We start from the raw sequence: 25,730 nt of genomic DNA, 5'->3' as shown, positions 1-25,730 counted from the left end.
GTATCAGCTCATTTTGAGCTGGGACCCTTGTTTGTTTTTAAGTGCTTTGGCTAACATGTTGTTTTGTTTATGGCGTATCTTTTTGTAAAGATTCGTTGTTGACAATCACTAACTTCCCCCGGAACCTCCCGGTTTCATAATGATCATGTGCTTCGGATATTCCTTGTACAGTAAACGGGAAAATTTCATCCACATGGACTTTAAGCTTATTCTCGCGGACCTGCCGGATAATGGAGGCCAGATCACTTCGGCTAGGCTCGATATAGGCAAACTTGGCTTCGATGCCGCGGATTTTAGGGTGAGCAGCAATCGACGGATCTACGAGAGAAATTAGCCTGCCGTTGTCCCGCAGAATCAGGATGTTCTTCTGTTCGGTTGCTCCTATTCCTGTATCTGAATCTATAGCTGCGTCTCTCACCATATCCAGCACGACATCTACTGTATCGGCTGCTTCTGCAAAATCAGTCGTCGTGTAGTCAATGACTTCGTCTGCCCCAAGGTTCAGCACGAATTCGTGATTATACGCTCGGGCTGTGGCAATGACGTAGGCGCCATGTTGTTTGGCCATTTGAACGGCCAGATGTCCCACGCCGCCTGCGCCTGCATGAATCAGAATCCGCTGGCCGGATTCCAGCTTGCCATACTGGAATAAGGATTGCCAGGCCGACAGAGCAGAGGCCGGCAGGGCGGCAGCTTCCTGGAAGGGAAGCCCGGGCGGAAGGACAACGGCTGAGTTCTCTTCCAGAGCTACGAGGTCTGCGTAACCGCCGCCCAATCTGGAGAGTCCCATGACGCGGTCACCAACCTTAAGCTGTGACACATTCCTTCCTGTTTCCCTCACTATTCCGGCTACTTCAACGCCCAGCACATGCGGGAACCGGACCTGCATCACCTGCTTGAATGCGCCTGAGCGGACCAGCTGGTCTGCGGAGCTTGCAGTTGTGGCATACACCTCGATAAGCACCTGGGTATCGGTAATGGCGGGGGAAGTGAGAGCCATTTGGGTGAACACTCCGGGATTTCCGTAATTTTGGATAACAATAGCATTCATGACAGAAGCCTCCGATCTCTATGTTTGAACATCTGTTGATTTACGAATAGACGTTCAATATAATGATCGTACCAATGCTGTGTGGCTGCATCAATTGCTGAAATTCCTGAATCCGTTCAGTACTGTACAGAATCGGGAGAAATGTTCAATCAAGAGAACGGGGCCAAGAAGGAGCTGCTTATGGACAGACGGATACGTAAATCGCGGGAAGCTATTATCGAGGCCTTTATCCTGCTGATTGCAGAGAAGAACTTTGAACAAATCACGATAAACGAAATTGCTGAGCGGGCCGATGTAAGCCGGGGCACCGTTTATTTGCATTATACCGACAAATACGATTTGCTGGATCAGTGTATCAGAACCCATTTTGTCCAGTTGATTGACAGCTGTCTGCCGTGCGGCGAGCAGGCGCTTTTCCCGACGGAGGCAGCTCTGCTCTACACGTTCCAGTACCTGGATCAGCATGCATCCTTCTATGCCGCGGCACTGGCCAACAAAGGGGTTCCTGCGTTCAGAAACCGTCTGCAGGCCGTACTGCTGCGGGGGTTCGACAAACAGATGGATATGAGCGGGATTAACCAGAAGATGAATAAGGGAATACTGGTGCAATTTCTGGCGGTGGCGATGACCGGTATGATTGAACAGCTGGTTACCCGGGCTACCCCGTATTCCGCAGCAGAGCTGGCAGAACAAGTGTGGGCGCTGATGGAACGCAATCAGATGGTGCCGCAGCCACAGCCTACAGTTTGACCATGAGCGGTCAGAACTCAGGTCTTCCTTGTAAGACAATCAGAGGGAACAAGGTTTCTGTTCATAGAGATAGAATAATCGAGCCGGAGGGGCATAGGCCTCTCCGGCTCGATTTATGCATGTGTAAGCTCGCTCCTACACCGGGACGCAGGGCATAATCGCCTCAGCACTTACAGATCCGGGTAATCTTCTACCTCAATAATCTTATAGCTTATTCCTGCGTTAGCCGCGACGGATCACGGAACTCAGCACCCGGATGGTGATCGGGCAGGCGGGAGGCACCTTTTCCGAATAGACGCTCCCTGAAGGTGCCTTCCTCATATTCCTCTTTAAAAATACCCCGGCGCTGCAATACCGGGACGACCAGCTCGATGAAGTCCTCATAGGAAGCAGGCAGAATGTAAGGCTCCAGATTGAAGCCGTCGAGGTCTGTCTCTTCGATCCAGTATTGCATTTTGTCGGCTACTTCTTCGGGCGTGCCAATCACCGTCAAGCCGCGGAAGCCTTTCTCCAGGAAATCTTCTGTTACCTCACGGACAGTCTTTTTCGTCTTGCTGTGCTTGGTGAACCGGTCGGTATGGGTCTGACCCATCTCGGTGTGGATATTCTCGAAATAGGAATCGGGATCGAGCCGGGTCAGGTCGATGCCTGTGACATTGGCATAGCTGGACAGCGTAGCTTCTGTACTCTGATAGGAGAGGTACTCCGCATGCTTGCGCTCGGCTTCCTCCCTGGTCCGCCCGACGACGACCGACAGACCCGTGAATACTTTAACGGCCGAAGGGTCGCGGCCATATTCGGCAGCTCTGCGGCGGATGTCGCTGATCTGATCCCGCAGCACTTCAACGGTCGGTGCTTTCAGGAAGATGCCCTCGGCATGCTTGGCAGCGAAGGCGCGGCCCCGGTTCGAGCTGCCCGCCTGAAAGATAACCGGTGTCCGCTGCGGGGAAGGCTCGGTCCCGTGATAGCCGGTAAGCTTGAAGTATTTGCCTTCATGAACGATTTTGTGCACTTTGGCCGGGTCAGTGAATACGCGGTTCTCACGGTCGATCAGCACGGCATCATCCTCCCAGCTGCCCTCGAACAGCTTGTAGCTGAGACTCATATATTCGTCCGCCATATCATAACGCTCGTCATGGGGCAGGAACAGATCCTCGCGTCCGAACAGGTCAGCAGCAGACTTGTTGCTTGTGGTCACGACATTCCAGCCAATCCGGCCGTTTGTAACATGGTCAAGCGAGGAGAAGCGCCGCGCATTCGAGTAGGGGGCTTCGTAGCTGGTCGAGGTCGTCATCGTGAATGCCAGATTCTTGGTAACCATGGCGAGCGCGGGAATAAGCATCATCGGGTCATTTCCGGGCAAGCCGGTTGCCTCCCGGAAGGCCATCTCCGTCCGCTGCTTCGGGTAGCCGTACGTATCGGCGAAGAACATGAAGTCGAACTTTCCTCTCTCAAGCAGCTGGGCGATGTTCTTCCAGTACTCGATCTTGCTGTAATGGACGCGCTGTTGGTCAGGATGTGCCCAGATCCCCTGGGTAAGATGGTTGACACTGTTGACCTCGAATACGCCGAGATGGATCTTTTTCATGTTAATTCCTGCCTTTCTTGGTGATGGGGTTGGAGGATGGCTCTAAATTAAATGGCATGCGGCCAAATGGCCCTCGGCCGCTTCCCTCTGGACCGGTGTCTCGGTGCGGCACCGGTCCATGGCGTACGGACAGCGGGTATGGAAGGCGCAGCCGGAGGGCGGGTCCAGCGGTGAAGGAAGGTCGCCCTCCAGAATGATGCGCTGGCGCCGTGCTGCCGGGTCCGGTACGGGAACAGCCGAGAGCAGGACTTGTGTGTAAGGATGGAGCGGGTTCGCGAACAGGCTGTCCGTATCCGCCTCCTCAACCAGCTTGCCAAGATACATAATCCCGATGCGGTCGGAGATGTGCCGGACGACAGCAATGTCGTGGGCGATGAACAGATAAGTGAGCTTCAGCTCGGCCTGCAGCCGGCGCATCAGGTTAATGATCTGAGATTGGATAATGACATCAAGTGCGGATACGGGCTCGTCACAGATGACGATCCGCGGATTAAGGATAAGCGCGCGGGCAAGTCCAATCCGCTGCCGTTGTCCGCCGGACAGCTCGTGGGGCAGCCGGTAATAGTGCTCCATCTGCAAGCCAACCGTGTGGAGCATCTCCATCGCATGCAGGGTCCGTTCCTTTGGCGTACCGATGCGGTGAATGGCCAGTGCCTCCTCCAGCGCCTGGCCGATAATCTGGCGGGGATTCAGAGAGGAGAAGGGGTCCTGGAACACCATCTGCAGCTCACGGCGGTAGGTCTGAAACGCTTTGCGCGGCTGCTTGAACAGGTCGACCCCCTGATAGAACGCTTCTCCGTCTGTAGGCTCTGTCAATCGGAGCAGCGACTTGCCCAGCGTGCTCTTGCCGCAGCCGGATTCCCCGACCAGTCCGTACGTCTCTCCTTCCCGGAGGTCAAAGGAGACACCGTCGACAGCCTTGACGACGGACTGGCGGAAGCCTGCCTGATTGGCGGCGGAATAATATTTCTTCAGGCCGTTGACCCGCATAAGAGGCTCGACCGCTAATTCCCTGTGTTTTATCGTTGTCGTTATCATCTGTCAGACCTCCATTCCACTCAGCTTACCGGCATGCCAGCATCTGACCAGGGTATCGCCGCCCGGCAGCGCGGCAAGCTCAGGCATAACGGTCCGGCACTTGTCGTCCGCATAGGAGCAGCGCGGCGCGAACCGGCAGCCTTGCGGAATCTGATCAAGGGAGGGGACACTTCCCGGAACGGCAGCCAGCTCTTGTGAGCGGTCTCCGTCCAGACGGGGAACCGATTGCATCAGCCCGATCGTGTAAGGATGAAGAGGCTTCTCGAACAGGGTACGGACGTCGCCGCTCTCGACCACCTGGCCAAGGTACATGACGACGACCCGGCTGCATGCTTCGGCCACGACGCCTAGGTCATGTGTGATGAGCATGACGCTCATGCCCATCCTGCGGTTAAGGTCTAAGATCAGCTCCAGAATCTGCGCTTGAATGGTTACGTCCAGTGCAGTCGTCGGCTCATCGGCAATGAGCAGCTGCGGCTCGCAGGCAAGAGCGATGGCAATCATAACGCGTTGGCGCATGCCGCCGGAGAGTTGATGGGGATATTCGCGTGCTCTCCGTTCGGGAGCAGGAATACCGGTTAGCCGCAGCAGCCCGATGGCCTTCGTCCAGGCTTCTTTTTTGCCAATGGGCCGGTGCAGCCGCAGCGTCTCGACGATCTGCTCTCCAATGGTGTGAACCGGATTCAGAGAGCTGAGCGGGTCCTGAAAGATCATAGAAATTTCATTGCCGCGGACACTGCGCATCTGTTTAGGGGTGAGCTTAAGCAGATCAATGCCGTTGTAGCGAATCTCCCCTTCGTATTCTGCGAGCCTTTTCTCGTCGAATAGCCGCAGTACGGACTGGGCAGTGGCGCTTTTGCCGCACCCGGATTCCCCAACGATTCCTACGACCTCTCCTTTGCCCACCTCGAACGATACCCCGTCCACTGCGGGTACCCGGCCGCGTTCCGTATGGAGCTGAGTCTTAAGCTCCCTAATCTGCAGAAGCGGCTCATCCGCCGCAGCGGAACCCGCTTGAAACGGAACGGGACGCTGTTTCAGCGGTTGGACCAAGCGTTTGGTCAACGAACGGCGGGCATGGGGATCGAGCAGATCCCGGAGGCCGTCGCCAAACAGGTTCATCGCGAGCACGACGAGGACAAGCGCAAGGCCGGGAAAGAGGGTCATCCATGACGAGTTGTAAATATACAGCTTGCCGTCCGACAGCAGGTTCCCGAGACTTGGCGTAGGAGCGGGAATGCCTGCACCAAGGAAGCTGAGCGCCGCCTCCACGATAATTGCCTCGGCAAAGATGAAGGAGCCTTGAACAATAAGCGTGGACAGGGTGCCGGGCAGAATATGCTTCCAGATAATCCGGTTGTGTGACGCGCCCAAGGTATGCATGGCTTCAATATAGGTCGTCTCCTTGGCAGTCAGCACCGAGGAACGGACGATCCGGGCAATGGAAGGGACGAAGACGATGATCAGGCAGAGGATCAGATTGCCGACGCTCGGCCCTAGCGCGGCCATCATTGCTATCGCCAGCAGCACGGCCGGAAAAGCGAATAGACCATCCATCACGCGCATCAGAATCTGATCCAGCCATTTGAAATAGCCGGCGTACAGGCCAATGACGAGACCGATTGCCGACGAACCAAGCGCGACCGCGAAGCCGACTTCGGCCGACATCCGCGTTCCGTATACGACCCGCGTCAGCAGGTCGCGGCCAAAGTTGTCCGTACCGAACGGATATACGGCGCTTGGAGCCTTAAGACGGTTGACGACGTCGATGGCGTAGGGATCGCGGCTTGCGATCCAGGGCGCGAACAGCGAAACGGCAGCGACCAGTGCAATGAGCACACTGCCGGTAACAGCGGCCTTGTTGACCAAGAATCTCCGCACGAATAGTTTGCGGTTCTCCCGCTTCAGGCGGAGCCTGCGGGCAGCCAATTCATCCGCCTTTATGTCCAATAGGGGCATTAGCAATAGTTCTCCTTTCCCTCCGTTATTTGAGTCTGACCCTCGGATCGACGATCGTGCAGAGCAGATCCACGACGAGATTGACCATTACATAAGCGAAGGCGACGAACAGGATAACCCCTTGGATAACCGCGTAATCCCTTCGCTGTACCGAGTTGACAAGCAATTGTCCCATACCGGGGATATTAAAAATGGATTCAATGACGGCTGCTCCGGCAAGCAGAGCACCAAATGATCCGCCAATCACCGTCAATATCGGCAGCAGCGCGTTGCGCAGGACGTGACGGTATACGATGCCCTGCTCGCTGACGCCTTTGGCAAGCGCCGTTTTGACGAAGCCTTCGTTCAGCACTTCAAGCATCGAGGAGCGGGTAACTCTTGCCAGCAAGGCGGCCTGGACAATGCCGAGCGAGAGGGCCGGGAGGATCAGATACTTCAGGTGTGTAATCAGGCCGTCAGAGAGCGGCTTGTAACCGGACACGGGAAGCCACTTAAGTTGTACGGAAAAAAGCAGCACCGTGAACATGCTGAGTACGAACCCGGGAACCGTGATGCCAAACAGCGAAAATCCTGTCAACGCCTTGTCCGCAAGCTCGCCTCTTCTGGAGGCTGCACGAACACCGAAGGGAACCGCGATGACAATGGCGATAAGCTCTGCCAGCACGGCAAGCGAGAAGGTCGGGCCCAGATGCTCGGCAAGCGCTGTGCGGACCGGCTGCCTCATGAAGAAGGAGTCGCCAAGCTCGCCTTGCAGCGTATGTCCGATCCACCGCAGATATTGCGGGAGAAGAGGCAGGTTCAGACCCATTTGCTCCCGCAGCGCCTCAATCGTTTCCGGACTGGCGCCATCGCCAAGCATGACGGCAGCCGGATCACCGGGAATCAGATAGATGATGAGGAAGACGATCACGGACAGGACGAAGAAAACAGGAATCATGGCCAGCAGCCGTCTTGTGATGTAAAATGCCAAGAATGGCGCCTCCTTCCAGGCGGGTAATGAAGGACAAGGGCCGCATGCAATCCCTGGGGGATTCATGCGGCTCCTGTTTGCTTTATTTGGACAATTTCGTATTGGCCAGGTTTGGATAACCTGCCAGCGTGGTCAATCCTGTCAGCTTGTCACGTGTTGCGCTCTGGGAGTAGGTGTCACCGATCTTGACGGCGGCGAGATATTCCCACTCGTACTGCTGCAGCGCATCGTTGGCTGTCTTGATCTCCTCCGGTGTGGAGGCTGCGGTCAGCTGCTTGGTCAGCTCAGCGAGCTTAGCATCTTCAGCGAAGCCGTAGGTCGGATTCAGGTAGAGCAGCTGGGAAGGGGTGGACGGCATGGTGAACAGTCCAACATAGATGTCCCAGGCGTTCGGGTCAGCGCGTTTTTTCAGCAGGGTTGCGAAGTCGTTGATATCCAGCTTGGTCTTCACACCGATGGCTTCCAGTTCCTTCTGGAGGACGATTGTTGCGTTATAGAAGGAGCCGCCGAGCTCTTTGGTCGTAAGCAGGGTTACTTCCTGGCCGCTGTAGCCGGCTTCTTGAAGCAGCTGCTTCGCCTTATCCGGATTCTTCTGATTATAGTTCTCCTTGCCGGCTTCGCTGTACCAGGTCGTATTCTCCGGATACATGTAGCTCGGGTTAAGGCGGTACAAGTCCGGAGAATTCACTGTTCCAAGCAGAATCTCATCGGCGTCCAGCACGGCGGCTACCGCTTCGCGGTATTTGATGTTCGAGAACAGCGGAGACTTCTTATTGAACACCAGGTTGATATCCGATCCGAGGTTCTTGTTCACCGTCACACCTGCAAGGCCTTCAACCTGCGGCAGATTGTCTAGAGTAACATCAACGTAATCGTAAGTGCCCGCGAGGAACGAAGAGAAGCGTGTCGCGCTGTCTGTGACGATATCGAAATAGATATCCTGGAGATAGGCTTCTTTCTTGCCGGAGAGACCGGAAGCGGGGGTGTCGATGGATTGATAGTCATCGAACTTCGCAACATGTACGTACTGGTCCTGCTTCCATTCAACGAGCTTGAACGGGCCGGTACCGATGTATTCCTTCACGCCGTCCGGTCCGGCTGCCTCTACGATTTCCTTAGGTAAGATCGCGGCATTGTTAAGCACATGGCTTAATTGAGAGATAATGTCGTTGCGGGGCTCGCTCAGCGCAAGCTCGACGGTGTAATCATCTTTTATCGTAAACTCTGATTCTCCCAGCGAGGCTTGCGCACGGCCGGTCAGTGACTTCCAGCGGTTGAGGGAAGCGGTGACATCCTCCGCCTTCAGCTCTTTGCCGTTGTGGAACTTGACACCCTGACGCAGATGGAAGGTATACGTCTTGCCGTCCTCGCTCAGATCGTAGGATTCGGCCAGCATCGGAACCGGGTTGAAGTTGGCATCGAAGGCAAACAGCCCTTCAAAAATATTCAGCGTTACATAAACATTGGTATTAAGCGACAAGTGCGGATCCAGCGTCGGCACCTGCTGGGCGAGCGGGAAGCGCAGCTCTGAAGCCAGGTTCTCCGGGGCCGGCTCAGCCGTTCCGGGAGCGCTGGCATCCGCGCCTGAGGCTGCATTGTTATTGCCGTTGCCCGAAGAGCAGCCGTATACGGCGAGCAGCGAGACAAGCAGCAGTACTAGAATGGAATGGCGGTATAGCTTATTCATCTGGTTTCTCCCCTTAGTCTGGTGTCTAAACTTTATTAATCCAATTAGTATAATCGGATTTAATATATTAAAATTAAATATATATGATTTTATTAAAGATGTATATTGAATCCTTTTAATGGATGCGATCAATAAAACTAAAGTCTGAGGGGATTACGGCTAGGAATCCCAGTCCAGCAGCTTGTCCGCCGCCCGTACGAACAACCGGACACCGGTTTCCAGTGCGGATTCATCGAAAGTGAATTTCGGATGGTGATGGGGGTATACAATGCCTTTATCCGGATTGCCGGCGCCGATGTTGACGAACGTGCCGGGTACCTTCTGCTGATAGGCGGAGAAATCCTCACCGCTCATGCCTGGAGGTGTATGGATGACGGCATTCTGCCCGACCAGCTCACCCGCAGCTTCTTCAAGGATCCGGGTGAGCGCTTCATCGTTAACGACCGGCTCATAGCCGAGGACGTAATCGAATTCAAACTCAGCACCATGCGCCGCCGTAATGCCCTGCACAATGCGCAGTAATTGTTCATGCGCCTCCCGGCGGACCTGCTCTCCGAAGCTGCGGACAGTGCCTTTGAGAATGGCCGTGTCCGGTATAACATTGTGAGATGCTCCGGCAGTGAACTGAGTTACAGAGACAACTAACCGGTCCAGGGGATTCGTGTAGCGGGAGACAATATGCTGTACGTTCGCCACGATCTGGGCGCCGACCGCGATGGTGTCGACAGCCCGGTGCGGGAAGCCGGCATGGCCGCCGTAGCCTTTGATGAATATGGTGAAATTGTCTGGTGAAGCGGCCATATCGCCGTAGGCTATGCCAATCTGCCCGACCGGCAGCTGGGAGGCCAGGTGTTCGCCAAATACCCAATCTACACCGTCCATCACCCCCGCCTCAACCAGCTCAATGGCACCGCCCGGCGGCAGCTCCTCGGCATGCTGGAAGATGAAGCGGATCTCGCCGTGCAGCTTGTCCCGCCGCTCTGTAAGCAGCCGGGCCGCAGCCAGCAGCATGGCTGTATGGCCATCATGGCCACACGCGTGCATGACGCCCGGTTTGCCCGAAGCGAACTCGAACTCATTCTCCTCCAGAATCGGCAGGGCGTCCATATCTGCACGCAGAGCAAGAATCTTGCCCGGCTTGGCGCCGGTCAGCCGTGCGACGACGCTGGTCGGCGTCGGGTGGCTGAGCTCAAGGCCGCCGAAGCTTGCGAGAGTGTCAGTAACGAAGCGGGCGGTGTTCTCCTCCTGAAAGGAGAGCTCGGGATGGCGGTGGAGATGCCGCCGCCAGGCAACGAGCTGCTCCGCCAGACCCTCCGGCCATTCTTCGCGGTTATTCGTTTGCTCTGTCATAGGAACGACCCCTCTCTGTCCGGGTACGGACACTGCTTATTCTCTCTCATAGGCCTGCAGGGCGTTTACGCGGTGGGCCATTGCGGAGCCGGCTTTGAGCACGGTGGCCACAAGGGTTGTCTCGGCCAGCTCTTCTATGGTAATGCCTGCCTCCTTGGCGCGGCGGGTGAAGATTTCGATGGAATACGCGCTGCCTTCGACGAGCGCGGCTCCGACCGCAATCAGCAGCTTCTCTTTCTCCGGGATACTTCCGCCGCGCAGTGAAATCTGCAGGAATTCGTGGAACCCGTTGTAAAGGTCCCCGTTCACGTCCTCAAGCTTGTCAGCCAGTTCAATATTGGAGAGCGGGAAGAGATCGGCGTCCGTGCTGCCCTGGAACGCCTTCAGCGCGTTCGAAGCGTTGAAGAAGGCGGAGTGGGCTTTGACGGCAGCGGCGACAGTCACCGATTCGAAGATTTCTTCGAAAGTGGTTTGCTCGGATTTGGACTTGCCGATATGGGCTTCGATGCAGTAAGGGCATCCGGTGACATGCGATACGGCAACTGCAATCAGCTCCTTAGTCTTCACACTCAGCACTCCGGCTGCAAGAGCCTGCTTGTTGAATTCACCGAATGCCTTGAAGCCTTCGGGAGAGTATGCGAACAGCTTGGCGGAGAAACTCGGGGTGTGGCGGGTGTACAGGCTGTTGTTGCTTTCCGGAACTGAGCTGCTTGGGTTATTCATAATAGAGGCCTCACTTTTTATGATATTTTTTAATTCATTGTAATCCGCTTGGATTATTTAACGGCTTGTCTGCTATAATAGGGGAAAAGAAACGAGTTGTATAATTGAAATATATAAAGCTTCGGTTTATAAATAGTAAATCGTTGTGATTGGGAGGTGTGACGCGCTTGGAAATTCGACTTATCAAAACCTTTCAAACCATCGTGAAGCTTGGCAATTTTCAACGGGCGGCGGAGGCGCTGCAGTACTCACAGCCCACCATTACGATTCAGATCAAAAAACTGGAGGAAGAGCTTGGTGTCAAGCTGTTTGAGCGGGGCAAGACCATTACACTGACAACGGCGGGCCGCCTGTTCCATGAGAGAGCAGGGTCGCTGCTGCAGGAATACGATGATCTGAACGTAGCGCTGGCTGATTTCATTCAGGGGGAGACCGGCCTTATCCGTGTCGGCGCTTCTGAGCCGTCGGCCAGCAAACGCCTGCCGGACATCCTGGCATCCTTCACCCGGCAGAAGACGAAGGTGCAGACCAAGGTGACGATCGGTACAACGAGGGAGCTAGCCGGCATGCTGCTGGAGGACAGGCTTGACCTGGTCTTGTGCAACCAGCCAGAGCCGAACCTGGAGCTGGAGTTCTACCCGCTGCTCAAGGAGACCTTCAAGCTGATCGTGCCGGATGATCATCCGCTGGCCGGGCGGGAGGACCTTCATCTTAAAGACCTGAAGGATGAGAAATTCCTGTTCACCCCCGGCTCCTGCGCCTTCCGCATCCGGATTGAAGAGATGATTACCAAGCATATAGGCAAGCTGCGCCAGAGCAGTATAGAAGTAGCGGGCATTACCGTGATCAAATACTTCGTCCAATCGAAGCTGGGCATTGCGCTTGCGCCGGAAGTGGCGGTAATGCCGCCGATCCCGGGTACAGTGGTGAAGGATGTAGCCGATCTGATGGAGGGGCCTTCCCTTGGAATTCTGACCCGCCGTAATCAGGCTTCCATGAGCCGGATCAGCCAAGGGCTGGTAGAGGAGATCAAACGGATGTATGCCTGAAACAGCTTTGCCCCGGGCGGGTGCAATCCTTGCATTCGCCCGGGGCTTTTCTGCGAAAAGGGGCGGACTTTACTATTTCTAATTGCCGGATTCACTTCTTTCTATTGTACATTCGCCTTGGCATCGGATATCCTCTGTACTTATAGATATTCATATTCTATTAACAAACGGATCATAGAGCAGGAAGGAATGAGTTCTCAGGTGAAAAAAATCCATCTAGGCATCTTCGACATCAACACGCTGAATCAGATGACTCAGGGCTTGTGGGCACATCCGGATAATCAGTCCTACCGGTATAAGGAGCTGAATTTCTGGATTGAGCTGGCCCAGCTTCTGGAGCGGGGGTTGTTCGACTTCATGTTCTTTGCCGATTCATACGGCTATCCCAATCATAAGAGGGAGCTCACCTACCGGGAGGCGGTGTATGCGCCAGCCAACGACCCGATGCTCCTGATCCCCGCGCTGGCTGCGGCGACTAAACATCTGGCCTTCGTGACTACGGCATCTCCCGTGTATGAGCTGCCTTTCCCGAATGCCCGCCGGTTCTCGACACTGGATCATCTCACCAATGGCCGGATCGGCTGGAACGTGGTTGCCACGGGAGGGATCAGCGGGGCGGAGGCCTTCGGCCGAAGCGGTATTCTGCCGCACGACGAGCGCTATGAGCAGGCGGAGGAATTCATGGAAGTCAGCTACAAGCTGCTGGAGGGCAGCTGGGAAGATGATGCGGTTACCGGTGACAAGCTCAGCCGCCGCTATGCCGATTCTTCCAAGGTGCATATCGTCAAGCATGAAGGGCGTTACTTCCAGATGACCGCAGCCCACTCAAGCGAACCGTCGGTTCAGCGGACACCGGTTCTCTTCCAGGCGGGCAGCTCGGACCGTGGACGGGATTTCGCAGCCAAACATGCGGAAGGCGTCTTCCTCAAAGCCCCTACCGCCGAGGCACTGCGCGCACAAGTGCAGGATATCCGCCGGCGGGCAGCAGCCTATGGGAGAGGCCCGGAGCAGATCAAGATCTTCACCGGCTTGTCCGCCGTCGTCGGACGGACGAAGGAGGAGGCGCAGCGGAAGCTGGAATCCTACCGGAGTTATGCCAGCGAGGAAGCGGCACTGCTCACCTATGAGACCTCGACGGGCATCGACCTTACAGCCCTTGACCCTGATGCGCCGTTCACCAATTTGCAGACAGAGCAAGGCCGTACCCATACGGAAAGATACACGAAGCACAGCGGCTTCATTCCTACGGTGCAGGACGTCATCGACAACTTCTCGGCCAAGGAATTCCGGGGAATTACTGTGGCGGGCACAGCAGAAGAGATCGCGGACCAAATGCAGTATTGGGTGGAGGAGACGGGAGTGGACGGCTTCAACTTAGAACGTTACGTCCTGCCCGGAGGACACCGCGACTTCGTCGAGCAGGTTGTGCCTGTGCTGCAGCAGCGGGGGATATTCCGGGAGCGGTATGAGGAAACGACGCTCCGTGAGCGGCTGTTCGGAAAGGGAGCCACGCGCCTGGCGGGTGCACATCCGGGGGCAGCCTTCCGTAGGCTGGAGGAATAGAGCTTAGCATTGAACAAGAGCCATGATGGAGAGCCCGTCCGGTTATTTTAATACGGCAAACGGCTCTGCGTGAATTTCTATATACAGATATAAATGTTACTTGATTTGAATATCAGGCCCAGACCTTATAGGTTTGGGCTTTTTAAGAGTGACCAGATGTGTGTTGTTACGTTCCGTGTTGTGCCTGTGAATTGAAAAAAGAGCACGGTTTTTTTGAAGTATTGCTTAGGCAGAAACAATAGAATGGAATTATGACGAAAGGATAATGGAGTTTTAGGGGGAGAACAGGTGTTTAATCTCGGTCAGGCCATACCATTGGAAGATAGAGCGAACGATCTGATAACGGTGGGCGAACTGCTAGTTGATATGATCTCCAACGATTACGGCGGGGCTTTAGAAGGTGGCGGATATACCAGATATTTTGGCGGGTCGCCTTCCAATATTGCCATTAATGTCAAGAAGCTGGGCATCCGGTCGCAGGTTGCTTCGGCGGTGGGGAGAGACAGTCTCGGGACGTTTCTGGTAAATGAATTGCAAAGTGCAGGAATGAATACAAGCGGAGTCCAGCGGGTGGACGAATCTACCAGCATGGTAGTGATCACGAAGAGTAAGGAGACGCCCGTTATGCTTAACAGTTTTTCGTGCAGAACAATAGGGATCGACTTGTAATATTGTAGGATTTTATAACGATAAAAAAATCCGCGTGAATCATGGATTATTCCTTTCACTCTATCCTCTGATATAGGATAGGAAACAGAGGGGCCGATTAATGAGGTACCTTCAAATGTTTGATTGTTAAAAATAATAATAAGGATGAATTTTTCAAGAATGCCGACTTCTTAATTAATGGAAATTCATATGGCTTACTCGCATAGAAATTCAATTGCGCAAATAATTTTTGTTTTTGGTTCTCGTAAAGAGGATTAAAAAACGGATGATTTGAGGATTCATATACTATTTTTCCGTTTATCGGGGCGCTCCCGGAGCAAGTGATTGATCAGCATGGAAAAGTGGATGGAATCATAAATAATGCAGGTATTATTCATCCGTTTTTGAAAGTCAATGAATTGGAATACGATAAAATCAAGTTAGTTATGGATATCAATTTTTATGGGACACTTTATATGGTAAAATCATTTCTTCCTTATCTGTTGAAAAGACCAGTTGTGCATATTGCCAATGTATCCAGTATGGGAGGATTTCTTCCGGTCCCCGGTCAAACCATTTATGGCGCATCCAAGGCTGCTGTGAAACTTTTGACAGAGGGTCTTCGGGCTGAACTTAAAGATACAAATGTGAAAGTAACCCTTGTTTTTCCTGGAGGAGTAAGCACAAACAATTATGATAAATTCCGGATTGGATGTTGCAGATAATAAGGAGATAAGTAAGGAACAATTTTCCCGATTGTTAACGCCTAAAGAAGCTGCCAAAATTATTGTGAAAGGAATTGAAAATGACCAGATTCGAGTTTTGGCGGGCAAGGATTCCAAAATAATGGATAAACTCTATCGTTTGAGTCCTAGAAGAGCGTCAGATCTTATTGCTGATAAAATGAAGGATTTGATCTAGGAGAAGCTCAGCGTTCCCATTTACAGTGAAATGGAAAAGAGATTGCTACTTTAGTGCAATACTTTATATAAGCTTATGTTTGTAAACCCTATTAACCATTTCTGAAGATACAAACATGATGCTAAAAAGTAGAAGCAAGATAATGGGTACCATAAACATACCAAATTGGCTTGCAATAAACCCCATTAATAAAGGTATCAATGTAGAACCTGTATAAGCACTTGCCATTTCAAGTCCAATTACACTCGAAGAAGCTTTTTCCCCAAACCGTTCCGGTGTGGCATGAACAATACTCGGATAGATTGGCGCTCCACCTAGTCCCACAATGAGCAATGCTCCTGCAGCAACCCAATGTGGAACCGGTAAAATAAGAATTAGAAGTCCGACACAGCCAACTAACCCACCGTATCGTATCAGCCTTTTACTGGATAATTTAGTCGAAAGAAATCCGGAAAAAATACGCCCTATAATGATTCCAATATAAAATAGAGAAGAAAAGGCTGCTGCTGTGCCAGGAGTAATTCCTTTGCTTTCAATAAAAAAGGATGCCATCCATAGACCAGCGGCTGTTTCCGAACCATTGTAACAAAGCATGGAGACCATGGACATTCGCACACCCCTGATTCGTAAGGCTTCTCTGTTACTGATGAGTGTCTTCTCGTCTCCTTCTTCTATCTTACCGTTCTCAAAAACCTTCCATAAAGACAGCGATCCCAATAATATTAGTACTATGATAGTAAGTACTATCCCTATAGTAAGGTATCCCATGCGCCAGTTATTTCCATTATCCAGTGAAAATGACATTACAATAGGTCCCGTCATTGCTCCAATCCCCCAGAAACAATGCAACCAGCTCATATGCCTGGCCTTAAAATGTAGCGCTACATAGTTACTTAATGCTGCATCTACAGAACCAGCACCTAATCCCAAAGGAATCGCCAGAAGTATAAAGAATAAGAACTCGTTTGAGAAGTAAAATCCGAATAAGGAAATCGTTGTTAATAGAATGCTGAACAATGTTACCTTTCCAGTGCCAAGCCTATGCAACAATCTGCTTGCAAATAAACTGGATACAACCGTACAGAATGAAACCGTTAACGATATATAACCTGCCATTTCTGTTGTGGCACCAATATCAAGTTTCATAATAGACCATGCACTTCCAAGCAAGGCGTCAGGCAATCCGAGACCTATGAATGCCAGGTAAATAATAATCAGCAATAACGTAACCATCTCTAATCTCTCCTCAATTTGTATACACTTTGCAATAGCATTATAACAATATAAATCTATCTTAAATAGCAATAATAAATTAATAAATAACACTATTTTGATGTCCTCGTAAGGGTAAGAGCCTTTATCTAGGAGCAGCGAGCTTTGAATAGCAAGAACAAACGAGTCTGAAGACAGAGGGGTTCGTGGAGAAAGCAATTTCATGAAAATGGATGATTGACATTCTGGCGCGGCCGACTACAATAAGGTTATATTCCTTACACGGACTGTTACTGGGCGAACCAGGCATGACCGATTTCGATTACTCAACCTGTAATCGTTTTCGGTCATTTTTATTTTGCAGGGGGGTGAGTATGTATGAAGGTGATTAAGAAAGTGAACAACAACGTGGTGGCGGGCTGCTCATCGTGCCTATGATGCTGGCAGCGGTGATCAACACTGTGTTTCCGCAGTTCTTTCAGATAGGTGATCCCACAATGGCTCTATTACAATTTAAAATGGTTAGGTAGCATTATCTTTCTGTACTTCGTTCTCTTGGCCACCAAACTTTTCTTGCATGTATCCTGCACTAACCTGGATACTCTTGATTGGGTCGTTATCCACCCAATTTTTATGAGTTTCTAATATAACACCTTCTACTCCGTTTTTTATAGCAATTGCTGAGAGAGTATCCAGATCCATATTTCCATATCCTAATTCAGTAGCATTTTCTTTCAGAATGGGTGTCATATAGGGACCTGATTTGGTATGTCCGCGGTCATTGATATGCCATAATTTCATTCGGCTGCCCAGTTTTTCCATCAAAGCCGGAACATTAGCCCCGCCATCGGCCATCCAGTAACTATCAAACTCGAAATTAACATATGCAGGATCTGTTTTTTCAATAATAATGTCGTAAGCTGTTTTATCGGGGGTTACCTTTTGCAGTTCAACATTATGATTATGATATAAAAGATGTATCCCTTCTTCAGAAAGGGCTTTTCCTGCCTGGTTCAGACTTTGAACAAGTTCTTCCACGTCATCTAAACTACTATAATCAAATTTGTACATACCGGTAATAACTACTGTATCTGTACCGAATTTTTTCGCTTCAACGGCTATCGCTTTTGCATCCTTCTCAATGCTCCCCAGATTACTATGTAGGCTTACGACCTTCAGTCCGCTTTCCTTAATCAGCTTAGGCCAATCAAGCTTGCCGCCATTGCCAATAGGCATTCCTGAGAACTTTGTCATTAGTTTTACAAGAATGGAAGACTTGTGAATCATAAAATCATTTAATTCGATAGAATCATAACCTGCATTTTTAATATTAAGTAATGTTTGTAAAGCATTATCATAATTATTACTCATTGTTCCTATCATAATCTGTTGAACTGCAGTTGTTATATGCTGTGAATTATTCCGGCCCTTACTTTTTACAATATTGCTTTGCTCCGTTTTGTGTGATTTGACAATTTTATTAATGCGGATTTTTTCTTTGATTTCATACCCGGCAACAAGAATTATTATGAGACTAATACACGCAATGATTACTTTTAGTACCTTTTTTCTGTTTTTTTTCAATTTGTACATCTCCGTTTCATTGACTTATTTCATGAGTACTTTACAATAATATCAACATCTGTCTATTTTACAACCGACAGATTCTTCGGAAATGTCGAATACAATGGAGGCCTTATGTCAGAAAAAAATAATGTCAACCAGAGGGTGATGCTAACGAAACGCTTGGTTGGCGAAGCTTTATTAAAAATGTTAAAGACGCGTAATATTAATAAAATATCCATACGGGAACTATGCCAGGTTGCAGGAATTAATCGCACTACATTTTATAATCACTATGGAAGTCAATATGATGTGTTAAATGAAATCGCTGAGACATACATACAAAATACTTCATTTACTGTTATCAAAGATCTTGCAGCAGGTATAAATATCGATGAATGTCTGACTGGAATACTACAATACATAAAAGACAATCTTGAATTTATAAAACTTGTAATAGATATGGAGAATTATGATCTAATCTCCCGCATCACTATCTCACTGCCGCAGTTTGATCAAATGGTCATTAAACATTTACCGGAAAAATTGGATTTGAAGGAAAAGAAGGCAATTGCCTCGTATGTCCAGTATGGAACAGTAAGACTTCTTAAAGAATGGATTCTCACAGATTGTTTAGAGTCACCGGAAGAAGAAGTGAAATTAATTCTGAAAATGGCTGGAAGAACGATTGGTAACGGATAACCGCCTGCAATAATCAGAGCCATGCTGATTCTGAAGAGACAATCTACGAGATATTCCAAGGGATAGTTGACATGCCATGAATGAATCCCACAGATCTCCAGTTGTGGTGTTTGAATATATACAAAAATCTTCCAGATGGTTGGATATTCAGATATAGAGCATTTTTCAAGGATGTTCGAAAAGCTCGTGGGCTGCAAACCCAGAGATTTCAGGAAAAACAAACTAAGTGTTTGATTTGAAAATAAATGCCTGCGGGTTCAGCAGAATTGACATCAATTTTGCGCGGTACGCAATTGGACAAGAACTAAAGTATTTAGTTTTGTGTTTAAGGGCGTAACGCGCATTTTTTGTCTCACTGAACTAAGTTTGGAGTTGCTTTCTGCTGTATGCTCATCCTTTCACTTCTAGGAGCAGCTTGTGCAGCAAGGCAATATCATTTTGGACTGATTGATGGGCATGTTCTGAAATCAGCCGGACGGAGAATTTTTTAGAATCGGGAATGTTTGATAATTCAGAATCGCCATTTTCAATCAAAAGCTTTCTTCTATTCAGCCGTTCAATGGCATCTTCGATCAAATAAGCAAGCTTCCTGCTGTCAACCTTATCCAGAAAAAAGAGGGAGGAGTACAGGGAAGTGAAATTTGTTAAGTTTTGAAATGCGGAATAGATTTCTTCCACCAGTATTTCACGGCCCTTTTCTGTAATTCCATAGGTCGTTTTCTCGGGACGGTTGTCGGTCTGCTCAACCTTGATTTTTTGAATAAGTCCTTTTTTTAAAAGAACCTCAAAATTATAATAAAGGGTTCCATCGTTGATCGGAAATGAATTATCGAGAGGCTTTAGAACTTGCTTCTTCAGATCGTAAGGATGATGCTCCCCCTCGCTCAGGATACCAAGGATAAATATTTGAAGCGACATAAGACTCCTCCTAGAATATATATGAAAAGAGCCGTCTGCCGTAAAGGGCATTCGGCTCTTTCTATTTTACATGAAGAGCGGCTGAGGTGCATCACCGGGGCTTAATTTAGTGTACGGCTTGAAATGGTGGATTACAGTATTCAAAGCAAGCGCTGAAACCATGATAAGGCTAAGACCTAACAGCAGTACAGCAGAACGCCCTCCGCCGAATAGCAAATTGTAGTCCAACTGAACGGTATAAAACATTACGGAAATATGGCTAATGGCTTTATAAAATCCTGGCATCATAACCTGTGGCACCACCGATCCATTGGCGATGGTCTGAATCAGCAAGAACGGTAGATTTAGCATCATGCCTGCCTGTCCAAAGAGGAGGCAGAAAATGCTGGTGAACTGAATGGCTGCGAATAATTCGAGAGCGTGCAACAGCCACAAATGAACAAACGTACCAGCTCCATATCCGTGTATGGCGAAATAAATGCTAAGCCCGATCAAGGGGACGATAAGAGAAATTATAGCATTGGTACCTTGCAGCGAAAGGAAGGCTTTCCATTTTCCAAGCTTACCCTTTAATTGGTTCAATGCACCGATTGCCATCATGGAGTATATCATAGCCCCGACATAAGAGGACATCGTCAGAAACATTGGAGCCATTTGATTATGCATCCCGGCTGGCTGAGGATTGGAATCTATTACATTGGCCTGGACTTTGTTAACAATGCCTGCGGCCATCTCCTTGGCCTGCACCTCCGACATCTTCATATTTTGCAGTACACCTTCAATGCCGCTTGTTTGCAGCTGGGTACTGATTTTTTCTGTGATCTGCGTTACTACATTTTGTACTGTGCTGTTGGTGGTAGCTGGATTGGATTGGTTGATATAATAATCCAGTTGAACTTGCTGGTCCGGAGCAGAGAGCTTCTGTGTAAAATCCTGAGGGATGTGCATGATCAGATGAATGTCCCGGTCTTCAAGCTTTTGCTGAGCCGTCTTTAGATCGGTATCCGTCTGCACCTGAAACGGCAGCTCCTGCTCAAGCTGCTTCGCAAATTCCATCCCGTACTGCTTATCTTCATTTACAATTGCCACCGAGAGATTGCCGATGTTCTTCGGAACCGCACTATAACCGGAAGTGAAGACTCCGATCATAATGATTTGGTAAAAAATCATCATAAAAACACCACTCAGAATTGCCTTGTTTTTGAAAAATGATTTCATCGCTCACACCATCCATATACTTTATTTAGAATACTCTATTTAAAGTATATCTTTTCATGGATACTGTCAATAGTTTCGAGAAATAGTGGATTATATTAATATTGAAGAGGTTGTCATATTGTGAAGGGAAGCAGGCAGAATTGAAAATCCTATATTGAAAACAGAAGAGTTAAGTACTATACTGTAAACAACTAAACAGTTAACTTATTAACTTAAAGTGACTTGAACTGACAGTTAAAAGAAAGGAATAAAAAATGGATCAAAACTTAAAAACTCAATTCGTGCATTCGATATTTCAATTAAAGAGGCTACATGGAGCGGGACTCGGAATGGAAACGGGAGGGAACAAGAGTGACATTAACATGACAGAACTTGTTTTAATGAAAGGAATCGCCGACAATTCCACCGATTCCGAAAACAACATCGGTTTGCCCGACGTTCGGGGATACCTGTCAATCTCCAAAGCGGCAGTTTCCCAAATGCTGGGGACACTTGAGAAGAAAGGATATATAAACAGAGACTTAGACAAGAATAATCGTAGAAACCTTGTAGTTACTCTCACCCCCAAAGGACGTGAGATTCTAAAGAACAAGGATAACGAGTTTAACGATAGGCTTGATAAAATCATAACTCATCTCGGAGAAGACGATGTTAAACAAATGATAACGATTGTTAACCGTATGATAGAGTATACAAACAAACTTAATAACGAATAAGACAGGATGAATGAGAGAAGATATTCAAATAAGCAAAAGAAGGGGAAGAGGTTATGAATGCATGAAGAATAAAGAGCGTTGGACGATTTCCGATATTCCCTCCCAGAAAGGCCGCTTGATTCTTGTCACAGGTACAGGGGGGCTAGGTTATATAACCGCTTTAATTCTGGTCCGTGCAGGTGCGGAAGTTATTCTGGCAGGACGAAACAGAAGTAAGGGGGAGGCGGCAATCAAAGAAATTCAGTCAAATGTTGTTTCGGCAAATATACATTTTGAACAGCTTGATCTTGGCGATCTTGCCTCCATAGAAGCTTCCGTAAAACGGATACGCGATAAGTATCCAAGGCTGGATGTCCTTATTAATAATGCCGGAGTGATTATGAATCAGGAACGACAAGTTACAAAGGATGGCTTTGAATTGCAGTTTGGCACAAATTACCTTGGACATTTTGCGTTGACAGCTCATCTTATGCCGCTTTTACGAAAAGGACACAACCCTCGGGTTGTCAATGTCTGTGCCCTTGCCGCCAATAGTGCTGTAATTAATTTTGATGATCTGCAGTCAGAACTCCTTTATAAGCCCATGCCAGTATATGGTCAATCAAAACTGGCTAACTTGATTTTTTCACTTGAGCTTCATCGTCGTAGTATGGCTGAACGGTGGGGAGTTATGAGCATTGCCGTTCATCCGGGCTTATCTCGATCAGATTTGGTTGACAATGGAACAAGAGAAAAAAGCAAGATGCCGCTTGCGCTTCGTCTGTTTGGACCAATAATGTTACAGTCGGCTGAACAAGGGGCTTTGCCAACGCTTTTTGCAGCAACCTCCCCGGAGGCCGTCAGCGGACAGTATTATGGACCGGATGGAGTTAAAGAAACAAGGGGATTCCCAGCACCTGCCAAAATACCGGCTACTGCAAAAGATGTAAATACTGCCATACGATTATGGGAAATCTCCAAACAGTTGACGAATGTGGATTTCGAGAAGATATTATCGGGGATATCCTAAATAAAATCATGCCGGTTACTATTCTGCCAAGGATGCGAGCGCAGTATTATGCAGAAAAAGCGGCCGAGGAGGCCGCTTTATCATTTCTGTAATAGCGCTGCTCATCCAGACTGTATTTGGTTTGTTACATCCTACCAGTCAGCAGTTCCACAAATTTGGTTGCTTCCGCCCCGGTCACGGGCCGATTCGGTGCGAATTGGGTGGCGGAATCACCGTTCAGAATCCCCGCCGCAACGGAGCGCCCAATAGCTTCGGAAGCCCAATGCCCGTTTGGCACGTCTTTGAAGGCTACCGGGTTTGCTACAGAAGAAGCTTGTTTTTGGCCCGTAGTCCGCATAACATTATCAGCGATCATCGCAAGCTGCGCCCGCGTTACGGCCAAATCCGGGTTAAACAGGCCTGCACCGGTTCCTTTCATAATACCGGCCGTCTTATTTTGGCGAATAGCCAGATCCTCAGGCGAATTTACGGTATCCGTGTAAATATCTGTACCGATTACCTCGCTTAGCTTTAGCTGGTCAGCCAATAGCGCAGCCAACTCCGCGCGTGTCACTTGAGCATCCTGCAGTAAAGAGACCGATGTCGCAGCTGGCTTTTTCTGCTCAAATAACCATGCCAACATATTCTTATCATTAAATACGGGTATCCACGAACAGTGTCTGAAATCTCCGTAAAGCTGTTGAGAGGCTAGAAACGCATCATCATAAATAGTTAGCTTGGCCTGGTTGTTGCCTAAACCGGTCAATGCCTCGTAAGTCAGCGTACTCGTCCGGCTATCTGTGATCGGGTCATTTTGTGCATGTACGAGCCATACCGGTACATCCGTCAGGTCCTTCAGTTCCGATTTAAACTTATCTACGGATCCGGTGTAATCAGCTACGGCGTCTTTCGCCGCAACGATAATGGAGCCGGCGAACAGCTCCGGATACTGCGTCAGGAAACGAAGCGCACCGCCGCCGCCGCTGGACACCCCTACGACATAAATGCGGTTCGGGTCTACCTTGCCAGAAACGATAAGCTCCTTGATTAACTCCGCCTGTACCTCAAAGTAATCACGCATCAACGAAAGTTCTTCGGGATTGTTATAGATTTTCCACCCATAGTTTTCTGGGAATTGTACGGCCAGAACGGATGTATCGTAACCAGAATCTGTCCAGGCAACGGCGCCTTTGTTCTCGGTGAGTTGCTTGAGGTTGTCTGTTCCGACCTCTCCGCCGCCGTGCAGCCAAACGATCAGGGGTTGTGGGGCTGTAGATTCGGTCAGTTTAAGTCTGTAGTTCAACTTCTCTCCATTAGTTCCTGTAAACTCCCCAGCGACAAAATCATCGAATGTCCGTGTCTTCACTACCGTCACGGATTCCTTATTAAACGACAACTCGGGGTAACGTCCATTCGTCACGGCAAACGCTGACACCGGACCCCCGGAATATTTAAATGGCTTTACTTTAAGTGATAAAATATTATCCGCCCAACTCAGTTCAACCCCGTCATCCGCATAATCGTTTTGCACAGTCTCGTTATTCTCGTTAACAGGATAACCATCGAAGTTGCCGGTAATTACAAAGTCAGATGCTCTCAAATCGGCATATGAGCCTGCGCTGCTCACCTGCAAATCAAATGATTCAACCATCCTACCCGTATCGCCAATATAAGTATTTGCCGTAATTTGCATAGGTGAAGCCGCTTCGGCTTTCACAGACAGTCCACCGGTCAGTATGGTGCCAACCGCCAAAACAAACGATAACATCAGACCAGTACCTTTTCTCAATTGCATCCTACCTACCTCCAGTTATAAAGTTGTGTTATTTGTACACGAGTCGGATCAAGTCGCTTAAAATGAAAAAAACCTAACTCGAACCGACATAGGAAAAATCCATGTCTGATTCGATTTAGGTTTTGCCCGATTAAGCGGTTACAATCCACATCGTATCTACATACGAAATCATATATATGAACTTTTAAAAAGTCAACAAGTTATTTTTTAATATTTTCAAAATAAAAAAACATATTTTTACATTATCTTTCACTTGAAAACGTTCTCCACCTCTTATATAATAAAAATACAATTTATATTAGGGTTGTAACTGCATTGCAGGCAAAGCCTAAACCAATTCATGCTAGTTTAATTTTAGTTATGGATTCGTTTAGGCTTTTTTTGTCCGTAAAAAAATATAAAGTGGGCGAACTCATGAGGATAAAAAAAGTATTTAATAATAATGTTGCATTGGTTGAAGGACCAAATCGATCTGAGATCATTGTTATTGGAAAGGGACTAGCCTATCAGAAAACTCCAGGTGAAGATATAGATCCATTAAAAATAGAGAAGACTTTCGTGATGGAGACCAAAGAGTTATCTGAACGGCTATCTACATTACTGAGTGAGATTCCTCCAAAGCATCTGGAATTGACAGATCAAATTATTCGTTATGCAGCAAAGGATTTAAGCACGACCTTTAGTAATAATATCTACCTGGCTCTGACAGATCATATTAGCTACGCAATTACGCGCACCATACAGGGGTTGAGCCTTAAAAATGCACTGCTATGGGAGATACAGAAATTTTATCCGAAAGAATTTCATGCTGCAACGCATGCATTACATTTAATTGAAAAGGAAACTGGAATTAAACTGCCTGTAGATGAAGCTGGATTTATCGCAATGCATTTCGTGAATGGGCAGCAAGATGGTCAGGAAATGGAACAGACCTTGTTAGTTACCCAGATGGTTCAAGGAATTCTTAATATAGTAACACTTCACTATGGGATAGAGCTGGATGAGAATTCGTTAAATTACAGCCGCTTTGTGACCCACTTGAAATATTTTTCTTATCGCACCATGCGTCATGAATCGATTCCTTCTGAGGATGATGAACTTTACCAACAAGTCGTTACCAAATATCCTGAAGCTTTTGCCTGTAGTGAGAAGGTAAGATTCTATTTACGGGAAGAGTTTCAAGTTGAAACAACCGAAGGTGAAATGGTCTATTTTATGCTTCATATTAGGCGAGTGACCAGCAGAGATTAACCTATTACAATAAAGAACAGGGTTGTTACCATTAGTTGGGCAAAGCCTGGATACGTGATAAGTGTACTGT

The 25,730-nt window shown here is 48.9% G+C and carries 23 protein-coding genes and 1 pseudogene; 10 read left to right on the top strand and 14 right to left on the bottom strand.

Going from position 1 to position 25,730, the window contains the following annotated elements; translation table 11 throughout:
* Positions 1–67 precede the first annotated feature (67 nt).
* Complete coding sequence (locus NSU01_RS26065; RefSeq protein ID WP_076243827.1) at positions 68–1,051, bottom strand: NADP-dependent oxidoreductase; 984 nt, start codon at positions 1,049–1,051, stop codon at positions 68–70.
* 141 nt (positions 1,052–1,192) lie between these two features.
* On the opposite strand from NSU01_RS26065, the gene NSU01_RS26060 reads away from it, so the two are divergent.
* Entirely contained in the window at positions 1,193–1,801 is a 609-nt protein-coding gene (locus NSU01_RS26060; protein WP_231575197.1) for a TetR/AcrR family transcriptional regulator, read from the top strand.
* Positions 1,802–2,012: 211 nt separating this feature from the next.
* Here NSU01_RS26060 and NSU01_RS26055 read toward each other — a convergent pair whose 3' ends face one another.
* The 8 genes and pseudogenes from NSU01_RS26055 to NSU01_RS26020 all read right to left on the bottom strand — a co-directional run bounded on the left by NSU01_RS26055 (position 2,013) and on the right by NSU01_RS26020 (position 11,116).
* Complete coding sequence (locus NSU01_RS26055) at positions 2,013–3,389, bottom strand: LLM class flavin-dependent oxidoreductase (RefSeq protein ID WP_042139097.1); 1,377 nt, start codon at positions 3,387–3,389, stop codon at positions 2,013–2,015.
* Between the two features lie 42 nt (positions 3,390–3,431).
* Complete coding sequence (locus NSU01_RS26050) at positions 3,432–4,427, bottom strand: dipeptide ABC transporter ATP-binding protein (protein ID WP_042139096.1); 996 nt, start codon at positions 4,425–4,427, stop codon at positions 3,432–3,434.
* A gap of 3 nt (positions 4,428–4,430) precedes the next feature.
* A complete protein-coding gene (locus NSU01_RS26045; protein WP_256703861.1) occupies positions 4,431–5,468 on the bottom strand; it encodes an ABC transporter ATP-binding protein in 1,038 nt (345 codons plus the stop codon).
* Between the two features lie 42 nt (positions 5,469–5,510).
* Positions 5,511–6,386 (bottom strand): annotated as a pseudogene (locus NSU01_RS26040) (ABC transporter permease); the annotation flags it as partial.
* A gap of 25 nt (positions 6,387–6,411) precedes the next feature.
* Complete coding sequence (locus NSU01_RS26035; protein WP_144026071.1) at positions 6,412–7,356, bottom strand: ABC transporter permease; 945 nt, start codon at positions 7,354–7,356, stop codon at positions 6,412–6,414.
* A gap of 82 nt (positions 7,357–7,438) precedes the next feature.
* Entirely contained in the window at positions 7,439–9,043 is a 1,605-nt protein-coding gene (locus NSU01_RS26030) for an ABC transporter substrate-binding protein (RefSeq protein WP_042139094.1), read from the bottom strand.
* 159 nt (positions 9,044–9,202) lie between these two features.
* Complete coding sequence (locus tag NSU01_RS26025; RefSeq protein ID WP_076243826.1) at positions 9,203–10,393, bottom strand: amidohydrolase; 1,191 nt, start codon at positions 10,391–10,393, stop codon at positions 9,203–9,205.
* 36 nt (positions 10,394–10,429) lie between these two features.
* Positions 10,430–11,116 carry a carboxymuconolactone decarboxylase family protein gene (locus NSU01_RS26020; RefSeq protein ID WP_052422004.1) on the bottom strand — a complete coding sequence of 229 codons (687 nt, stop codon included), beginning with the start codon at positions 11,114–11,116 and terminating at the stop codon, positions 10,430–10,432.
* A gap of 167 nt (positions 11,117–11,283) precedes the next feature.
* Here NSU01_RS26020 and NSU01_RS26015 point away from each other — a divergent pair, with 167 nt between their 5' ends.
* The 5 genes from NSU01_RS26015 to NSU01_RS25995 all read left to right on the top strand — a co-directional run bounded on the left by NSU01_RS26015 (position 11,284) and on the right by NSU01_RS25995 (position 15,297).
* Positions 11,284–12,165: a LysR family transcriptional regulator gene (locus tag NSU01_RS26015; RefSeq protein WP_042139092.1), complete on the top strand. Its 882-nt coding sequence runs from the start codon at positions 11,284–11,286 to the stop codon at positions 12,163–12,165.
* 189 nt (positions 12,166–12,354) lie between these two features.
* The gene (locus NSU01_RS26010; RefSeq protein WP_076243825.1) at positions 12,355–13,728 is read left to right on the top strand and encodes an LLM class flavin-dependent oxidoreductase; all 1,374 of its coding nucleotides are present in this window, start codon (positions 12,355–12,357) and stop codon (positions 13,726–13,728) included.
* A gap of 288 nt (positions 13,729–14,016) precedes the next feature.
* Positions 14,017–14,397, top strand: coding sequence for a PfkB family carbohydrate kinase (locus NSU01_RS26005; protein WP_081970112.1), 381 nt, complete (start codon positions 14,017–14,019; stop codon positions 14,395–14,397).
* A 320-nt stretch (positions 14,398–14,717) separates the two neighbouring features.
* Positions 14,718–15,101: an SDR family NAD(P)-dependent oxidoreductase gene (locus NSU01_RS26000; RefSeq protein ID WP_052422003.1), complete on the top strand. Its 384-nt coding sequence runs from the start codon at positions 14,718–14,720 to the stop codon at positions 15,099–15,101.
* On the top strand, positions 15,070–15,297 hold the full coding sequence (locus tag NSU01_RS25995; protein WP_197074273.1) for a hypothetical protein: 228 nt from the start codon (positions 15,070–15,072) through the stop codon (positions 15,295–15,297). Before NSU01_RS26000 ends, NSU01_RS25995 begins: the two co-directional genes overlap by 32 nt.
* Positions 15,298–15,360: 63 nt before the next feature.
* On the opposite strand, the gene NSU01_RS25990 is transcribed toward NSU01_RS25995, so the two are convergent.
* Positions 15,361–16,530 (bottom strand): MFS transporter, encoded by a 1,170-nt coding sequence (locus NSU01_RS25990; RefSeq protein ID WP_042139089.1) that lies wholly within the window; start codon positions 16,528–16,530, stop codon positions 15,361–15,363.
* Between the two features lie 501 nt (positions 16,531–17,031).
* A complete protein-coding gene (locus NSU01_RS25985; protein WP_197074272.1) occupies positions 17,032–18,093 on the bottom strand; it encodes a TIM barrel protein in 1,062 nt (353 codons plus the stop codon).
* A gap of 114 nt (positions 18,094–18,207) precedes the next feature.
* Here NSU01_RS25985 and NSU01_RS25980 point away from each other — a divergent pair, with 114 nt between their 5' ends.
* A complete protein-coding gene (locus NSU01_RS25980) occupies positions 18,208–18,774 on the top strand; it encodes a TetR/AcrR family transcriptional regulator (protein WP_052422001.1) in 567 nt (188 codons plus the stop codon).
* A 390-nt stretch (positions 18,775–19,164) separates the two neighbouring features.
* Here the strand turns inward: NSU01_RS25980 and NSU01_RS25975 are convergent, their stop codons facing one another.
* Together NSU01_RS25975 and NSU01_RS25970 are read right to left on the bottom strand one after the other, a co-directional pair.
* The gene (locus NSU01_RS25975) at positions 19,165–19,692 is read right to left on the bottom strand and encodes a PadR family transcriptional regulator (protein WP_042139088.1); all 528 of its coding nucleotides are present in this window, start codon (positions 19,690–19,692) and stop codon (positions 19,165–19,167) included.
* A gap of 66 nt (positions 19,693–19,758) precedes the next feature.
* Positions 19,759–20,910: an ABC transporter permease gene (locus NSU01_RS25970; protein WP_042139283.1), complete on the bottom strand. Its 1,152-nt coding sequence runs from the start codon at positions 20,908–20,910 to the stop codon at positions 19,759–19,761.
* Between the two features lie 254 nt (positions 20,911–21,164).
* On the opposite strand from NSU01_RS25970, the gene NSU01_RS25965 reads away from it, so the two are divergent.
* Positions 21,165–21,626, top strand: coding sequence for a MarR family transcriptional regulator (locus NSU01_RS25965; RefSeq protein WP_042139086.1), 462 nt, complete (start codon positions 21,165–21,167; stop codon positions 21,624–21,626).
* Positions 21,627–21,687: 61 nt separating this feature from the next.
* Positions 21,688–22,635, top strand: a complete 948-nt coding sequence (locus tag NSU01_RS25960; RefSeq protein WP_042139085.1) for an oxidoreductase — start codon at positions 21,688–21,690, stop codon at positions 22,633–22,635.
* 124 nt (positions 22,636–22,759) lie between these two features.
* Here NSU01_RS25960 and NSU01_RS25955 read toward each other — a convergent pair whose 3' ends face one another.
* Positions 22,760–24,409 (bottom strand): S-layer homology domain-containing protein, encoded by a 1,650-nt coding sequence (locus NSU01_RS25955; RefSeq protein WP_042139084.1) that lies wholly within the window; start codon positions 24,407–24,409, stop codon positions 22,760–22,762.
* A gap of 414 nt (positions 24,410–24,823) precedes the next feature.
* Here NSU01_RS25955 and NSU01_RS25950 point away from each other — a divergent pair, with 414 nt between their 5' ends.
* Positions 24,824–25,660, top strand: coding sequence for a PRD domain-containing protein (locus tag NSU01_RS25950; RefSeq protein WP_039298791.1), 837 nt, complete (start codon positions 24,824–24,826; stop codon positions 25,658–25,660).
* Positions 25,661–25,730 lie beyond the last annotated feature (70 nt).

This window comes from Paenibacillus sp. FSL H8-0259 (genome assembly GCF_037963255.1).
In the GTDB taxonomy this organism is placed as follows: domain Bacteria; phylum Bacillota; class Bacilli; order Paenibacillales; family Paenibacillaceae; genus Paenibacillus_AQ; species Paenibacillus_AQ phytohabitans.
This window is presented reverse-complemented; position numbering and strand designations above follow the sequence as displayed.

Bases quoted from the DNA above. Each gene is read 5' to 3' on its own strand.
- NSU01_RS26025 (WP_076243826.1), bottom strand. From the start codon at position 10,393: ATGACAGAGCAAACGAATAACCGCGAAGAATGGCCGGAGGGTCTGGCG.
- NSU01_RS25980 (WP_052422001.1), top strand. From the start codon at position 18,208: ATGTCAGAAAAAAATAATGTCAACCAGAGGGTGATGCTAACGAAACGC.
- NSU01_RS26050 (WP_042139096.1), bottom strand. From the start codon at position 4,427: ATGATAACGACAACGATAAAACACAGGGAATTAGCGGTCGAGCCTCTT.
- NSU01_RS26060 (WP_231575197.1), top strand. From the start codon at position 1,193: ATGTTCAATCAAGAGAACGGGGCCAAGAAGGAGCTGCTTATGGACAGA.
- NSU01_RS26020 (WP_052422004.1), bottom strand. From the start codon at position 11,116: ATGAATAACCCAAGCAGCTCAGTTCCGGAAAGCAACAACAGCCTGTAC.
- NSU01_RS25990 (WP_042139089.1), bottom strand. From the start codon at position 16,530: ATGGTTACGTTATTGCTGATTATTATTTACCTGGCATTCATAGGTCTC.
- NSU01_RS26065 (WP_076243827.1), bottom strand. From the start codon at position 1,051: ATGAATGCTATTGTTATCCAAAATTACGGAAATCCCGGAGTGTTCACC.
- NSU01_RS25970 (WP_042139283.1), bottom strand. From the start codon at position 20,910: ATGAAATCATTTTTCAAAAACAAGGCAATTCTGAGTGGTGTTTTTATG.
- NSU01_RS26055 (WP_042139097.1), bottom strand. From the start codon at position 3,389: ATGAAAAAGATCCATCTCGGCGTATTCGAGGTCAACAGTGTCAACCAT.
- NSU01_RS25955 (WP_042139084.1), bottom strand. From the start codon at position 24,409: ATGCAATTGAGAAAAGGTACTGGTCTGATGTTATCGTTTGTTTTGGCG.
- NSU01_RS25995 (WP_197074273.1), top strand. From the start codon at position 15,070: ATGATAAATTCCGGATTGGATGTTGCAGATAATAAGGAGATAAGTAAG.
- NSU01_RS25960 (WP_042139085.1), top strand. From the start codon at position 21,688: ATGAAGAATAAAGAGCGTTGGACGATTTCCGATATTCCCTCCCAGAAA.
- NSU01_RS26010 (WP_076243825.1), top strand. From the start codon at position 12,355: ATGAGTTCTCAGGTGAAAAAAATCCATCTAGGCATCTTCGACATCAAC.
- NSU01_RS25950 (WP_039298791.1), top strand. From the start codon at position 24,824: ATGAGGATAAAAAAAGTATTTAATAATAATGTTGCATTGGTTGAAGGA.
- NSU01_RS25975 (WP_042139088.1), bottom strand. From the start codon at position 19,692: ATGTCGCTTCAAATATTTATCCTTGGTATCCTGAGCGAGGGGGAGCAT.
- NSU01_RS25965 (WP_042139086.1), top strand. From the start codon at position 21,165: ATGGATCAAAACTTAAAAACTCAATTCGTGCATTCGATATTTCAATTA.
- NSU01_RS26030 (WP_042139094.1), bottom strand. From the start codon at position 9,043: ATGAATAAGCTATACCGCCATTCCATTCTAGTACTGCTGCTTGTCTCG.